The organism is Bilophila sp. T19-St14 (genome assembly GCF_059728385.1).
Genome location: NZ_BAAGFT010000001.1, coordinates 124,487 through 139,647 on the forward strand (window position 1 = coordinate 124,487; position 15,161 = coordinate 139,647).

Below are 15,161 nucleotides of genomic sequence, written 5' to 3' on the forward strand. Positions count from 1 at the left end.
TCGCTACTCCTTGAGATTACAGGTGAGTGAGCCGCCTTGGAACCCCAGTTCCCAGCCTATGCCTTCCAACAGATCAAAGACTGTAAAGCTGGTTGCCGCATCCAACACGGCCGCGGTTTCGCCGAGCAGGACATGCCGGGCCGTCCCCATTTTCAATGGGGCGTCCAGCATGTCCCGCAGGCGGAAAAAACGCAGTTCCGGCAATCCGTCGCCGACCCCCTCGACGGCAAGGTAGACTTCCACGCGGGGCGTGCCGGGAAATCCCGTCAACTCCACGCGCTTGCCGAGGCGCAGGGCTTCAAGGCCGGGATAGCGGCAGCCGGAGGCGGGGCAGGCTTCGGCTTCGACGAGGGCATCGCCGAGGCCGGGAACCAGTTCCCGCGCCAGCGGATTCCGTTTGAGCAGCCGGAAAAACGAGCGCAGCGTAACGTCCCCGTCGAGTTCGAGCCTCATCCGGAGAAGCCCCGCGAATGGGGCTTCGGACGAAAGCGTCCCGTCAGCATGCAGCCGGATGGCGTCCATGAGCCGGCCCTACTTGTGGCAGGCGCCGCAAGTGGTCGGCCCCTTGTTCTGGGCCTTGTGGCATTCGATGCAGTTCTTGTGGTAGGCACGCATGAGCGGCGTGCGCCCGCTGGGCATGCTGGCCTTGTGGCATTCGGAACAGGGCTGATCTTCCGAGCCCAGTTCTGGGTCGATGACGCCGTTCTCGCCGCCGTGGTGGCAGACGATACAGTCTTCGATTTTGGCGCGCTCGTTATGGTTGTCGTGATCGAAGGTGACGGCGGGGCGGCGGTGGGTCTTGAACTCTTCGGATTTCAGGGTCAGCGCATGGGCCGTCCCGACGAGGCCAAGCAGCAGCGTGACGGCGAGGCCGGCACGGGCAAGGGCGTGCAGGGGCATAGTTCACTCCAGTGATTCACGGAGGCGGCGCCTCCAAAAGCGGTGTGCGGGGCGCTGCGGGGAGCCCTCCCGTTTCCGGGAAGGCTGTCCCCGCGGGCTGACTATACTTCGGGCTTTTCCATCAGTTCATAGATGAGGTCGCCGATGAACTTGGTGTGCATGCCGAGCTTGTAATGCTTGATGATGTCTTCCAGCCCGCCGTGGCAGTTGTGGCAGGGGGCGACCACGGTATGGACTCCTGTATTGCGGAGCTGATCGGCCTTCACCCGGTTGCCTTCCATGCGCACGCTCTTGAAGGGCGGGCCGCAGTTGATGATCCCGCCGCCCGCGCTGCAGCAGAAGTTGTGCTCGCGGTTGGGCGTCATTTCGACCACATTGGCGCAGAGGAAGTGCACCACGTCGCGCAGCTTGTCGGCAAGGCCGCGGCCGCGGACGGTGTTGCAGGGGTCATGGATGGTGACCGGATCCTCGAACTGATGCGTGATCCTGATCTTGCCTTCGTTGATGAGTTCCCAATAGAACTCGATGGCATGGACCACCGGGACCGGGGAATCCTTCCAGCCGATCCAGCGGTTGCCCTGATCGTACACGGAGCGGAAGGCATGCCCGCATTCGCCCATGACGATGCGCTTGACGCGCAGCTTTTGGGCCAGCTCGAAGTGGGCGCGCTTGATGCGGCCCATCATTTCGTAGTCGCCCGTGAACATGCACATGTCGCTGTTGTCCCAGCCGGGGCGGGAGGGCATCGTCCAGTCGCAGCCCGCCTGATGGAAGATCGCGGCGGCCTGATAGATGAGCTGCGTGCGGAACTTCGGTTCGGGCGCGATGACCGAGTACATGAAGTCGGCGCCTTCCTTATCGAGCGGGATGCGGATGCCGGGGAATTCCTCGCGGGCTTCCTCTTCCTGCCAGATGAGGCTGTCGATCCATTCGTCCTCGCGCACCCACATCTGGTTGAACGTGGCGGAATGGCTGTTGGCGGTGTCCTGAATGAAGGTCGGGGTGATGCCGAGCTTGTTGCAGATGCGCCGCACGAGGCTCATCAGGTAGGCGATGTCCACGCCCACGGGACAGTAATGGATGCAGCGGCGGCACATGTTGCATTCGGTGAACGCGATCTGCGCGATGCCCCGCATCTGTTCGGCGTTGAGCTTCCCGCTCTCGCGGACCATCTTGAAGATGGTCTTGTCGAGCTTGGCGACGGGCGTATAGGACGCGTCGTCCGGGTGGGAAAGGCTGAAGTGGCAGGCCTTGGCGCAGGCGCCGCAGCGCATGCAGGTCTGTTCGTATACCTTGACTCGCGCGCCCACCTCGCCCTTCAGGACATCGCGGATCACTTTGGTGATGCGCTCCGGCGTGGCGAGCTGCATGCCGCGCGTCAGGTTGGCGTCTTCGATCAAGCGTTTTTCAATACCCATCGTGTGCCTCCAAAATTACCAGTCGCAGGTACGACGGACGCCGATGGATTCGGAACCCATGTAGGCGCGGGTGAAGGGAATCAGAATGGCGTGGCTCAGGCGCGTAAAGGGCAGGCAGACAAGGATCGCCTCGCCGAACAGTACGTGGAGCAGAGCCATGAAGCTTTCGCTTCCGAACCCATGCGCGGAGGCAAAGCCGGTCACCATGACGCCGGTGACGAGCAGCAGGGAGAACCAATCGGCCTGCCGGGTCACATAGCTCGACGCCGGGACTGCCAGCCGACGCCAGCCGAGGATCAGGCAGGCCAGAATGGTAGCTAGGGTGACGGCGTCCATGAAGCCGTCGGGCAGGGAAGGAAGGGAAAAACCGAAATTGTAGTCCCACATGACGTTGTGGGCCGAGTAGAACAGCACGGCGAGCAGGATGCCGATGTGCAGCACGAAGTTCGCCACGGTCAGCAGCGGGTTCTCGCGCCAGCCGCAGGTGGAGAAGGGCAGCGTCCAGCGGATGATCGACGTCAGCGAGTCTTTCCAGTTCATGTAGGCGAGGGCCGAGGCGTCGCGCTGGCGGGCGAGGCGTCCGAGCGACCACAGCCGCCAGATCATCCCGCCGATGCACACCGTGAAGGCGATCCATGCCAGCGGGCCTACCGCAAAATTGTACAGGGCATTCATGATGGGTTCCTTGTTGCAGTTGGATGCCTAGAGCCGCACGGTGTGGCGGGAGAACACGCCGTCCTTGAGGGAACAGAACAGCAGGACGGTACCGTCCGGGCTGAACGTGGGGTTCCACACGCCGTCGAGGTTTTCGATCACGGCACTGCCGTCGACGTACAGGGCAAACTTCCCATTGCGGCGGACTTTGGCTGCGGCGCGATCCCCGGCGGGCGAGAACACGACGGGCCACGCCATATCGAAGGCCCCGTCCCACACCTTGCCGTCCACGGCGATCTGGAAGCGGCTGTTGTTCTGGCTGCCGAGGGCGGCGGCGTGCTTGCCGTCCGAGGACAGGACGAGATCCGTGACGGACGGGAAGCGGCAGCTCCACGGGGCGGCGTTGCAGGCTACGGTGAAGGCGCCGTAGGAGGGCGCGGCGATGGCCCAGATGTGCTCGCCGTCGACGGCGGCGGCCTGAGGCGACCAGCACTGTGCGAACACGGGCTTCCAGAAGAGGGAGCCGTTGCGGGCGAGCCCCCACTTGCCTTCCTTGCGGATGGGCGCGATGACGTCGCCGGACTTGGGCTCAAAAACGGGTTCCCACGCGCAGGGGTAGGTTTCGCTCCAGCGCTGGCCGTTGATGGAAATGGTATATTCGTACGGCGTGACGCGCACGGTGCTGGCGACGCGGTGGCCTTCCCGGTCAAAACAGGGCGACCACGCGTTCAGGTAGCACTCTTCCCATACCTCGCCGTCGACGGCAACCGTATAGATGCCCTTGCTGAAGCCTTCCAGATCGGCCTGTCCGAGCCCGGCGGTCTGGACGATTGCGGCGGTTTTTCCGGTTTCCGAAAGGACGAAATCGGTGGCGGCGGTGTAGAGCCGTTCCCACGGCGTGCCGTTGACCAGCATGCCGTATTCCATACCGGTCTGCATGGGCACGGCGATGGCCCCGGAGTGGTTGAACCGGGTTCCCCACAGATAGTCGGCGTGTTCTTCGCTTTCCGCGTCGTCGACCACAATGGCCCACTCGCCGTCGCTCTGGGACAGGGCCGTCAGCCGCCCGTCGGGGGCGAACTGGCAGTTATACATCTTGTCGGTGCGCGTTTCCCACAACGCATCGTTCAAGCGTACGGTAAAAGTGCCGTCTTCGAGGGCAGAAACCGCCGCGAACGATTCGCAGTCCGGAGAAACCTGCCATTCCTCCTGCCATGCCGTTTCGGGCAGCATCGCCGTTTCCCCGATCTTTCTGACAGAAGGTTCCCAATCATACCGTTTCTGATCTTCCATACAGTCCCCCACTGGGTGTGAAGCTACTTTTGGGAAGAAGCATACCGCGAAATCACGTTCTGTAAAGCCGTTCCGTCTGGAACGGGCATTACCCCATTCCCATGCCGGGCATTGTCCTAAAAGGAACAGCCCGGTTTTTCCGGCCTTAAGGAAAAACCGTGAAAGAGGGGAATGATGCCGTATTAGGGGCGTACAGGCTATCGCCTCTTCTTGTTTCCCATACCAAAAGCAAGGATAATAGCTTGAAAGGACACTTGTTTTTTTTAGGGTAATCAAGCCCCGAAACGGCGGATATTTTGTGAAAAGACAGGATTGAGGTTACGGAACAGCAACACGAAAAAAGGGTCAAAAAAATTGTATCCAAAAGAAATGAAGGAAAATGTTTTTGAAAACACAAAGTTGCCTCAAGGAACCTCCTAGCGTGAGGAAAAATCAAAAAAAGTTTTTGTCCGGAAAACGTATTCTTGTTCCATAAAAAGAGAGCAGTCTTTTGCGGCGGATACTGAATCCTTTTTATTAAGAACGATTTCTAAGAAATGGCTTGGTCGGAAACGGATGGTTTTGATGTCCGGCAAGGAAGGGCGTTCCCCTTTGGGTAAACTCGTGGGGAAGGGGCGGGGTAGGGCCGGTTGAAAGTTCAACGGGCGGTTGCCATAGTCCCGCCAATGTTTGGCCCCTCTCGTCCTGCACAGGGCGGGCTCCAAGCGGGCAGGCGGGGCAACGGCAGACCTGATGGCGTGTTTTGGGGGCCTCTGCTATCGAATGTAATTGGTGTATCGCCACAGCGTGGTGGAAATACAGTCTTTTTCTTCAGTTTTTCCGTCTGCTGGCTCCATAGCTGAAGCATTTTGTCGGTTATCTGCTTGGAACATCAAGAGATGCAATATCAAGCGGTTGCTGTGGCGGAACCTTGGGATTTACGGAGGAAGGCCATTCACCCGCAACGTGCCCGGTTCCAATAGCCTTTGAAAAAGGGATCCGGCGGGGCCGGGTTTTTGCGGAATGCCGCATGAGAAAAAGGGATTTGTACCGTGCTCACCGAGGAAAAAGGGCCTCCTATAGCTGTGGGATTGATCCGGCCTCTCGTTTTACTGGTTGCGCTGCTGCTGGAAAATCATGGATCCGTTTGTATGGAAATGGGGGCGTGGTGGCCCATACAGGGAGACGGGTACATGCTGCTGGTGTTCGCCGCCGTATTCATTGGCGGAACCAGCGTATTCGGAGGCGCCGGGAGACTGTACGGCACGCAGATCGGCATCGCCATCGTCGGGATAATCGAGGCGGGCATCGTCAGTTCCGGCCTGTCGGGGGCATTGACTCGCGCCGTGCATGGCATGGTCATTGTTGCCGCGGTATCGAGTCACGCGATCCTTTAGGGCGTGTCGTCGATTAGATATAGTCTATTGAAACTCTTTAACTCTTTTTCAAGTCATAAAAGGCTCTGTCATAGTACATGGTTGTTTTGTTTCGGCAATACACTGAAAATATATGCTTTTTCTTAAAATTTTCCGCTGGTGGGCTCTGTGATTGGGGGATTTTATTGGTTATTTCTTTGGAACTTCAAGGAAATAAAGCATCAACCGTTTTCTATGACACAGCTTCATAAAAAAGATTATTTCAATAATTCAAAATAGTTATATAAAATAACGACACGACCTAGGGAGTGCCGACGAGCGCCTTTTGCGCCCGGTACGGTGGAGAAACAGGCAGAGCCTCCTCTTTAAGCCGCTGAACGGGAAAACGGCAGGCAGCGGGCGGCGTTTCCTGATCGGACAACACAGGAAAAAGCGCTTCCTGCCACAGCCCAGATGCTGGAAAGAGCAACAAAAGGGAGGCGTCAAACCTCCCTTTTGTCGTCACCGGGCGGCTATAAGCCTTGCCGCTCGGCGAGCAGTTTATCCAGTTCTTCCATGAATGCGGCAAGCAGGGCTTCCTGCCCGCGCACGGAGCGGATGACTTCGCCTTTACGGAAGATGATGCCTTTGTCGCGGCCTCCCGCCATGCCGAGATCGGCCTCCCGCGCCTCACCGGGGCCGTTCACCACACAGCCCATGACCGCGACCTTGATGGGCGCGGTTTCCGTGCTCAGGCGGCGCTCCACTTCCTGAGCGAGGCCGATGAGATCGATTTCCGTGCGCCCGCAGGTAGGGCAGGAGATGATTTCCGGCCCACGCCGGCGCAAGCCGAGGGCACGGAGCAGTTCCCACGCAACGGTCATTTCTTCTTCCGGGGCGGCCGTCAAAGAGACGCGCAGGGTGTCGCCTATGCCTTCGCTGAGGAGGATGCCCATGCCGACCGAGGATTTGATGGCTCCGCGCAGCACGCCGCCCGCCTCGGTGACGCCAAGGTGCAGCGGGTAATCGCAGCGTTCTGATAATAGGCGGTAACATTCAATGGTATTGAGAACCGAAGACGATTTGATGGAAATTTTCGTATCGTAAAAGCCGTGCTCCTCAAGGATGTGCACATGCCCAAGTGCGCTTTCGACCATTGCCTGTGGGGTAGGGCCCCCGTACTGATCCAGCAGCCGCTTTTCCACAGAGCCGCTGTTGACGCCCACGCGGATCACCGCGCCCCGCGCTTTGGCGGCATCGACCACCATTTCGACGTTTTTGCGTTCGCCGATGTTGCCGGGGTTGATGCGCAAGCCTTCCAGCCCCGCCTCCAGTGCGGTGAGGGCCAGCCGGTAATCAAAGTGGATGTCCGCAATGACCGGGATGGGGCTGGCGTCATGGATGGCGCGCAGGGCCTTGGCCGCTGTTTCATCGGGTACCGCGACGCGCACGATTTCGCAGCCCGCGTTGTGCAGGCGTTTGATTTGGCTGAGGGTGACCTCCACGTCCCGCGTGTCGGTATTTGTCATGCTCTGGACGACGATGGGTGCACCGCCGCCGATGCGGACGGGGCCGAGCTTCAGTTGCCGTGTCTGTTTGCGGGGGAGTTCCATATGCTGTCCTTTGGGGAGGAATCTGGGGGAGGGAGCTTTTTATAAAAAGCTCCCTCCCCCAGACCCCCACCCGCAAAAATGTTGACTGGTGGGGAGGCTGCGCGAAAGGAGTTCGTTCCAGCCGGAGGGGAATATCAAGAGAGTGGGCTATTGGATAATGATAAACTAGTTTGGTGTTGTTGCCAGCAGCGGCTCTGTCATAGTATGTGGTTGTTTCTTTTTTGCAGTGCGGTGAAAATACGGCCTTTTTTTCAGCTTTCCCCTTGGCGGGATCCAAGGCTAAGGCCCTTTATTGGTTATTTCTTTGGAGCTTCAAGGAATAAAACATCAACCGTTTCCTATGGCACAGCCATAGCAATGCCATCCAAACAGAAAACGTCGGGGGATGATCCGTCTGAGGAACATCCCCCGACGGTCGTTTTTCCGAAACTGCCGGGGTCCGGGGGGAGGCTCTCCCCCCGGGCAGGTCCGGGCGGCAGCCCGGCGGAGCCTGAGGCAGCGCCTCAGCAGGTGCAGGGCTGCGCCCTGCGCGTATTCATGTTATGCCAGCTTCTTGCGCTGTTCCACCAGAGCCGCGGCCTGTTCTTCAAAGGTGGCGAAACCGGCCTGATGCAGGGCGTCCTCGACGGTCTCGTCCCAGTTCCATGCGGCATAGATGACCGGCTTGTGGAACGTGGCGCGGAAGGCCTTGAGCGCCTTGCGGGCGGCATTTTCGCGGCTTCCGCCGAGGCTGTCGCGGAGTTCGCCGTGCAGACGGGCGGTTTCCGCATCGTACCACGCACGGATCTTGGCCGGATCGGAGGCGAGCTTGGCGACATCGGCCTTTCCGGCGGCTTCAAGCAGCTTGACCAGCTTGGCCTGATGCTGTTCGCCAAGCCACTTGCCGAGGCCGGAAGCCGGGATGTTCAGGGCTTCGACGGCGGCGAAGTCCCGCTTCGTGCGGTAGTAGGTATCGGGCACGACGGAGGCGGAGGTGATGCCGCTGATGGCCACGAGGCCGCGCAGCACTTCGCTGTTTGCCACGCCTTGGCCGCAGAAGCCGACCTTCTTGCCGAACTTCTGCCCGGAGAAGATGGTTACCAGAATCGCCCAGACCACGGCGGGGTCTTCCTCGTCGTAGATGTGCGAGAGCGAGCTGTTGTCGCGGTCGGTGGCCAGCACCATCTGGGTCATGTCGTTGGAGCCGATGGAGAAGCCGTCGAACTCCTGGATGAACTGCCGCGCCAGAATGGCGTTGGAAGGCAGTTCGGACATGAGGATGATTTTGAGGCCGTCCTCGCCGCTGCGCAGATTGTGCACGGTGTCGAGGTAGCCGCGCATGGCGCGGGCCTGTTCCAGCGTGCGCACGAAGGGCAGCATGAGCTGGAGGTTTTGCGCGCCGTAAGCCGAGCGGGCCAGCTTGAAGGACTCGATTTCCCAGTCGTGGATGTCGCGGGATACGCCGCGATAGCCGAGCATCGGGTTGTCTTCGTGATCCTCAAAGAGGTTGCCGCCGAGCAGGTTGCGGTACTCGTTGGTCTTAAAGTCGGTGGTGCGGTACACGATGGGCTTGCCGTAGAAGGCCATCGCAAACAGGGCCAAGCCTTGGGACAGGGTCTGTACGTAGTGGTCGTGGCCGTTCTTGTGGCCGCGGGCGCGGATGAGCGTGCCGATTTCGCCGGGGATGGAACGCAGCGCGGCGATTTCCTTGGCGAGGCCGCAGCGGGCACCCACATCTTCACGCAGCGCGGCGATCTGGCGCATGGTTTCCTGTACCGCCGGGTTGAGCGCGGCGTAGCTGACCTGATTGCTGATTTCCTTTTCGATGGCGGCGCGGCGCGCCTTCACTTCGGGGGAATCGCCGGAGAGGGCCAGCAGTTCGGTTTCGTAGCCCATGATGATGCGGACGTGTTCGGCCAGATCCGCGGACGTTTCCAGCGTCGTGTAGAAGCGCGCGGCGCGTTCGGTGTATTCGTCCAGCAGCTTTTCGACTTCACGCATACGCCGATATACGGCCATGATCTCGTCGGGGTTGCGGAGGTCATCCTTTTTGCCGAGCTTTTCCAGCTCTTCCGCGAAGCCGGTGATGTTGCCGACGTGTTCGCGGAGGCGGAGATCCAGCGACACGAGGCCCGCATCGAGCTGTTCGCGGATGGTCTTGCGCAGCTTGGAGTCCAGTTCGCCGATCTTCTTCTGGACGAGGCGTTCCAGATCGCCGTTGTCGAAGGCTTCCAGCGCGGCGGGGTGCACGCCCACGTTGCCGAGCATGAATTCGGCGCGCAGCAGGCCCACTTCAAAGTCCGGCACGTTGCGGAGGCGGGACAGGAACAGGGCCTGCCCGATGTCCGCGAGCACGAGCCCGACGTGGGTTTTCGTCTTGGGCAGGGCTTCCACGTCCATTTCGCCGCCGACTTCATGCAGCGGGAGCAGGCCGCGGTACACGCGCCCACGGGTGCCGTCCACGGTGACGTCCAGGCCGTCCAGAGCCTGAAGGGCCGTGGGGTTCTGGATGCCGATGACCGCAGCGATGCCGAGTTCGCGGGAGGTGATGGCCGCGTGGCTGGTGTCGCCGCCCACGTCGGCAAGGATGGCGGAGGCCACGCGCATGCCGGGAACCATGTCGGGGTCGGTGCGTTCGGCGGCGAGGATTTCGCCCTTGCCCACGCGGTTCAGTTCCAGCGCGGAGCGGAGGAAGCGGACCTTGCCCTGCCCGGCGCCGCGGGAGGCCCCGTTGCCGGTCAGCAAGACTTCGGCGGCAGCGGCGGCCTTGGGCTCCACTTCGCGGCGGCGCATGAAGATGGTGTGGGGATGCAGGGCCAGCTCTTCGTTCCAGCGGGTTTCGGGACGCGCCTGCACGAACCACAGCATGCCCTTGGAGTCGATGCAGAACTCGGTGTCCATGATCATGCCGTCGTAGGCCTTGCTCACGGCGCGCACGCCCTTGGCGACCTGTTCGGCCTGCGTGGGGGTCAGGGCCCAGAGCATGCACTCACGTTCCGGGACGGGCACTTCCTTGGTGCCGCCGTTTTCGTCATAGACGATCTTCATGGTTTTGCTGCCCATGAAGCGGATCACGACTTCGCTGCCGTCGTCCTTCTGGTAGACATACAGCTTGTCGGGCGTCACACGTCCGCCCACCACGGCCTCACCGAGGCCATAGCTGGTGTCGATGCTCACGAGATCCTTGCGGACGGTCCCGCGGCAGCCCGTGGCGGTGTCGGCGCTGAACGCCGTACCGGACACCACCGGGTTGATCATGCGCATGATGCACACGGAAAGGGACGTGTTCTCAATGGACCATTCCTTTTTCGCCTGCGCCGCGAGCTCTTCCTGACCCGTGGTTTCGGACTGGGTCAGCGCATCGAGGATGGCTTCACGGCGGTAAATCATGGAGCGCAGGTTGTAGGCCGAGGCGCAGTCCCACAGGTAGGCGGTGGCCACGGCGTCGTCGCCGACCATGTTCAGGAAGGTATCCTGAAGGCCCGCGAAGGCTTTCTTGCGGGAGTCCTCGCCGGCGGCGGAGGAACGCACGGCCACGGGCACGTCGCCCTCCTGCGCTTCGGCGCAGATGTCGCGGTAGGCGGAACGGACGGCCTTGTCCACGCGTTCGGGCAGGGGGCAGGACAGGATGGCGGCCTGCACCATGACGGAGCGTTTGCGGAGCTGGTCGATGCCTTCCTGCGAGGAGGCGAAGCCGTCAACCACGTTGTTGACGAACGTGCGCAGGCGGATACGCGGCAGTTCCGGGTCGGCTTCGGAAGCCTTGCGGATCTCGGCGGCGACGGAACGCACGAATTTGGGCAGGAACTCGTGATCCTTGGTGACTTCGGGAGAAGTCCAGTCGATGCGGCTGTAGGCTTCGTCGACCATGGAACGGATCAGCGCCGCGCACACCTTGCATTCGTCGAGCACGATGTGGAACGCCACGGACGAAATGGCGCGGAACTGAGGAATGCGAACGCCTTCAACGCGGCTGATCAGCGCCGTGTTGTAGTTTTTGCCACCCACCAGCAGCTCGGCGTCCTCGCCGATGCGCACGATATCCGCGCCGGTCAGAACCAGGCGCTTGAGGAGATCTTCCACCGGAACCTCGTCTTGTCGGTTTTTGGTTGCGGAAGGGGTTTTCGTCATGAGAATTGCCTCCAGGCTCTCTCTTCGTATCGGTTAATGTCCCTTAGATCCGGCTGAGCCGTTCCCCGCAGTAGGGACAGAACTCGATGTCATTCATGGGCAGCGGGCGGCTGCACGCCTCGTTGGTGCAGATGCGCGGAACCGGCCCGAGCTCCACAATGAGCTCGCCTTCGCGAACGGTTTCCATCTTTCTGGTTTCCTTGTAGTCGGCGGTCTTGAGCACACGCTTGACGATGCCGGCCACAGGGGCCAGAACGGCTTTTTCCTGCTTCATGATGGACACGTTGAACAGTTCTTCGCCCTCTTCGACGATGTCGCCGGGATGGACGTACATCACCCAGAGGTCGCCGTTGCTCGGCGCGCCGACCTGATACTTGTCCGCAGGATCGGCCATCACCACGCCCCCGGCTCCGCCGTTCTTGGGCGGGGCGACCTTGACGAGCTGGCTGAAGATTTCCGAGTCAAGCACGAAACGAACCATGGATTCGCCGGCATCGTTGACCGGGGACATGCTCACCAGCAGGAACTGGTGCGGTTTGCCGGACGTATCCACAAAGTTGATTTCCTCGCCCACGGAGCAGCCCTCAAACCAGACGGGCAGCGGCAGCCGGTTGGGATCGCCGTACTTGGCACGGAACTGAACCGTCTTCACGGCGTCGCCGGGATGGTTCAGGTACATGACCATTTCCTCTTCCGTGGGCTCGCGCTTGATGATGTCGCGGAACGCCTTGCGCTCGGCCTCAATGTCCATGTCGGTGAGCTTTTCCAGCGGCGAATGCGTAGTCCGGTCGGCAATGGCCTGCTTCCACGCATTGCCGAATGCGCTCTCATACACCCAATCCGGCGGGAAGCCCAGAGGCAGCTTGCCGAATTTGCCCAAAAGGAGGTTGCGGAACGCATCGTTGCAATCCTGATAGAGGGCGAGGCGGGCCGCACGGGTGCCTTCGCTGAGTTCGGCTTCATCGGACACGCCGTTGACGCGCTCAAGCACGCCGAGCAGGTATTTGACCTCTTCTTCGCCGCCGCGCTTGTATGCGCCGGTCACGGCGAGGAAGGCGGTGTTCCATGTAATCTGGGAGCCGGGCGTCACGTCATGGTAACGGACGATCTTGCGGGTTCCGGCAAGGAACTTGAGCATGTAGGGCAGCAGGTGGATGTAGCCCTGCTTGAGCGCGCCTTCCTGCGACGAGGAGGTCGCGCCGCCGGGCATGGCGTGCTCGGTCACGTCGTTGTCGATGCCCTGGAAGTACGGGGCGCAATAACGGTCGTAGTAAGGGATGACCTGCTTGAGCACGAAATTGGCGTCGCGGACCATATCCTTGTTCATGGCGGTCTTGAGGCCCAGTTCGCCTTCCATGTAGGCGGCGGTGGCGAGGGTGTCGCCCTGCCCGTAGCTGCGAACGCACGCGCCGAGGTTCGTATCCACGATCTGGACGCCGGCCTTGGCCGCCGCGCCCACGGAGGGCACGAAAAGGCCGTCCGTCATGTGGCGGTGGTAGTGCAGCACCAGATCGGGCCACCGTTTGCGCAGGGCCGTGACCACTTCGGTCATGAAGCGGGGCGGGCACACGCCGGCCATGTCCTTGAGGCCAAGGATGATATGGCGGGAGACTTCCTTTTCGCCCATGCCGGCCACGTCGCCGCACACGCCGAGGACGTTCTCAGCTACGCCGAGGTAGTGATCCACAGTGAAGCCCTCGGCCCACGACATCGAGATGGCGGGCTCAAAGACCACATCCCTGCGGCTCAGCGCGACTTCGGCGAAGGGGCGCATATTGTCGATGTGGTTCAGGAAGTCGAAGCAGCGGATGATCTGGTAATTGTCGCAGATCATTTCTCCGGTCAGCCGCATGAGGTTCTTGGGCTGCGGGCTGTAGCCGAGCACGTTGGTCGAGCGGATCAGAATCTGCTTGAGGGTTTTGGGGGCGAACTTGTTCCATTCCTTCGCTTCGGTGAAGGGGTAGGTCATGTTCGCCATCATGGCGACGTGGAAGTGCGCGCCGCCGCCGTTCTCAATGGAGAAAAAGCCGCAGTTGTCCAGATACGGCCCCACGAGGCGGTCTTCGGCAAGGCGGAATCGGTTGCCGCTGTTGGACTGCGTGCTGTCGCGGGTGGTCGTGTCCGTAAAGTGGATGCAGCCGCTGTCGCGGACGTAGTCGAGCAGGGCAACGCGGTCGCCGTGCGGATAGGGGGAGGGCTCTTTGCGTACCTTGGAGGGGATGGACGGGAGCACCACATCCTGGCGCGGCAGGCGAGGCGTGGTGTGGGAACGGTATTCGCCGAGCTGGACGAAGGGGTTGTAGCCCTTGGCGGAGATTTCCGCGATGAGCTTGGCGAGGCGTTCGCTTTCCGGCGCGAGGTCGGCGTATATCATGAGTTCGGGCGCGGACGGGATGAAGCCCGTATCGAACATGCCCGCGCGGAAAGCCGGGTGCTTGAGGACCTGACGGTAGAAGGGGATCGTGGTCTTTACGCCGCCGACCATGTATTCGGTCAGGGCGCGGTCCATGATGCCGAGCACCTTCTGCCAGTCGCTCCCGTAGGCGATGAGGAGCGAACCGGCGGAGTCGTAGTTCGGGGGGAACTCGTACCCGGCGGAAAGGTTGGAGTCGATGCGCACGCCGGGGCCGCCGGGCGACACGTAGCGGGTGATCAGGCCGGAGTTCGGGGCAAAGTTGTTCTGCGGGTCTTCGCAGTTGATGCGGACCTGCATGGCAAAGTGGGACGGTTTGGTGTTTTCTTCGGTCAGGCGCAGCTTCGCGCCGAAGGCCACGGCGATCTGCTCTTCGACAAGGTCGACGCCGTAACGGCTTTCGGTAATGCCGTGCTCCACCTGAAGGCGGGTGTTCACCTCAATGAGGTAGGGCTCGCCCTGCGGGGTGACGAGGAATTCCACCGTGGCGAGGGAGAAATAGCCCACCTCGCGAACCAGCATGCGGGAGTATTCCTTGAGGCGTTCGCGCAGTTCGGGGGTAATGCCCGCCCACGGGGACGGGGTGATTTCCACGAGCTTCTGGTGGTTGCGCTGCACGGAGCAGTCGCGTTCGTCAAAGGCGAACACATTGCCGTGCTGGTCGGCGATGACCTGGATTTCGATGTGGCGGACCTGTTCGAGGTACTTTTCCACATACAGGTGAGGGTTGCCGAAAGAGGCCTGCGCCATGGCGGAGGCCTTAAAAAAGGCATCTTCCAGTTCGCTTTTCTCACGAACAAGGAAAATGCCGCGCCCGCCTCCGCCGCCCTCCGCCTTCAGCATGATGGGGAGGGTGATTTCGTCGACGACCTTGCGTGCGGCGGGCACGTCGACCGCGCCTTCCGAGCCGGGCACCACGGGGATGCCGAGCCGCTTGGCGATCTTGCGGACCTGCACCTTGTTGCCGAGCAGGTTCATGGAGTCGGCTTTGGAGCCGATGAAGGTGATGCCCGCCTCTTCGCATTTCTGGGGGAAACGCTCGTCTTCCGACGCAAAGCCCCAGCCGGGATGGATGGCGATGATACCGCGCTGCTTCGCCTTGGCGATGATGAGATCGAGGTCAAGGTACGCGCGGGGATCGGAACCGAGCAGGAGCAGTTCCTGCGCGGACGAAGCGGCCGGCGCGGCCTTGTCGATGTCGGTGGCGGTCATTACGGGAACTGCGGCGAAGCGTTCACGGATGGCCCGGCAGATTCGACGTGCCGGAATGCCCCGGTTGGCTACGAGTATGGGCTTGCCCCGAACTTCGTCCAGTACCTGTTCAAACGTCTTGGCGGCCATGCTTTCAACCTTTTCAATAAAGAAATGTTTAGACCCGGCAAGAGCCGGTCCTGTTCAGGAAGCACCCCGAAACGGCATCGGGGAC

9 protein-coding genes are annotated in these 15,161 nt (G+C 61.2%); 1 reads left to right on the plus strand and 8 read right to left on the minus strand.

Annotation, left to right across the window (positions count from 1 at the left end; translation table 11 throughout):
* Positions 1-3 precede the first annotated feature (3 nt).
* From AC6I1V_RS00565 to tmcD, 5 genes are all read right to left on the minus strand, one after another.
* The gene (locus AC6I1V_RS00565; protein ID WP_479858397.1) at positions 4-522 is read right to left on the minus strand and encodes a hypothetical protein; all 519 of its coding nucleotides are present in this window, start codon (positions 520-522) and stop codon (positions 4-6) included.
* Positions 523-531: 9 nt separating this feature from the next.
* Positions 532-900, minus strand: coding sequence for an acidic tetraheme cytochrome c3 TmcA (gene tmcA, locus AC6I1V_RS00570; RefSeq protein ID WP_302552624.1), 369 nt, complete (start codon positions 898-900; stop codon positions 532-534).
* A gap of 101 nt (positions 901-1,001) precedes the next feature.
* Positions 1,002-2,318: an electron transfer complex ferredoxin TmcB gene (tmcB, locus tag AC6I1V_RS00575; RefSeq protein ID WP_308771155.1), complete on the minus strand. Its 1,317-nt coding sequence runs from the start codon at positions 2,316-2,318 to the stop codon at positions 1,002-1,004.
* Positions 2,319-2,333: 15 nt separating this feature from the next.
* On the minus strand, positions 2,334-2,993 hold the full coding sequence (gene tmcC / locus AC6I1V_RS00580; RefSeq protein ID WP_302552626.1) for a TmcC family electron transfer complex membrane anchor subunit: 660 nt from the start codon (positions 2,991-2,993) through the stop codon (positions 2,334-2,336).
* 27 nt (positions 2,994-3,020) lie between these two features.
* Positions 3,021-4,265, minus strand: a complete 1,245-nt coding sequence (gene tmcD, locus AC6I1V_RS00585) for an electron transfer complex subunit TmcD (RefSeq protein WP_486854768.1) — start codon at positions 4,263-4,265, stop codon at positions 3,021-3,023.
* Positions 4,266-5,296: 1,031 nt separating this feature from the next.
* Here tmcD and AC6I1V_RS00590 point away from each other — a divergent pair.
* Positions 5,297-5,641 carry a hypothetical protein gene (locus AC6I1V_RS00590; protein ID WP_497736735.1) on the plus strand — a complete coding sequence of 115 codons (345 nt, stop codon included), beginning with the start codon at positions 5,297-5,299 and terminating at the stop codon, positions 5,639-5,641.
* 491 nt (positions 5,642-6,132) lie between these two features.
* Here the strand turns inward: AC6I1V_RS00590 and ispG are convergent, their stop codons facing one another.
* From ispG to AC6I1V_RS00605, 3 genes are all read right to left on the minus strand, one after another.
* Positions 6,133-7,212 (minus strand): flavodoxin-dependent (E)-4-hydroxy-3-methylbut-2-enyl-diphosphate synthase, encoded by a 1,080-nt coding sequence (gene ispG, locus AC6I1V_RS00595; protein ID WP_497736736.1) that lies wholly within the window; start codon positions 7,210-7,212, stop codon positions 6,133-6,135.
* 540 nt (positions 7,213-7,752) lie between these two features.
* The gene (locus AC6I1V_RS00600; RefSeq protein ID WP_486854513.1) at positions 7,753-11,322 is read right to left on the minus strand and encodes a PEP/pyruvate-binding domain-containing protein; all 3,570 of its coding nucleotides are present in this window, start codon (positions 11,320-11,322) and stop codon (positions 7,753-7,755) included.
* 43 nt (positions 11,323-11,365) lie between these two features.
* Positions 11,366-15,076, minus strand: a complete 3,711-nt coding sequence (locus tag AC6I1V_RS00605) for a pyruvate carboxylase (protein ID WP_486854512.1) — start codon at positions 15,074-15,076, stop codon at positions 11,366-11,368.
* Positions 15,077-15,161 lie beyond the last annotated feature (85 nt).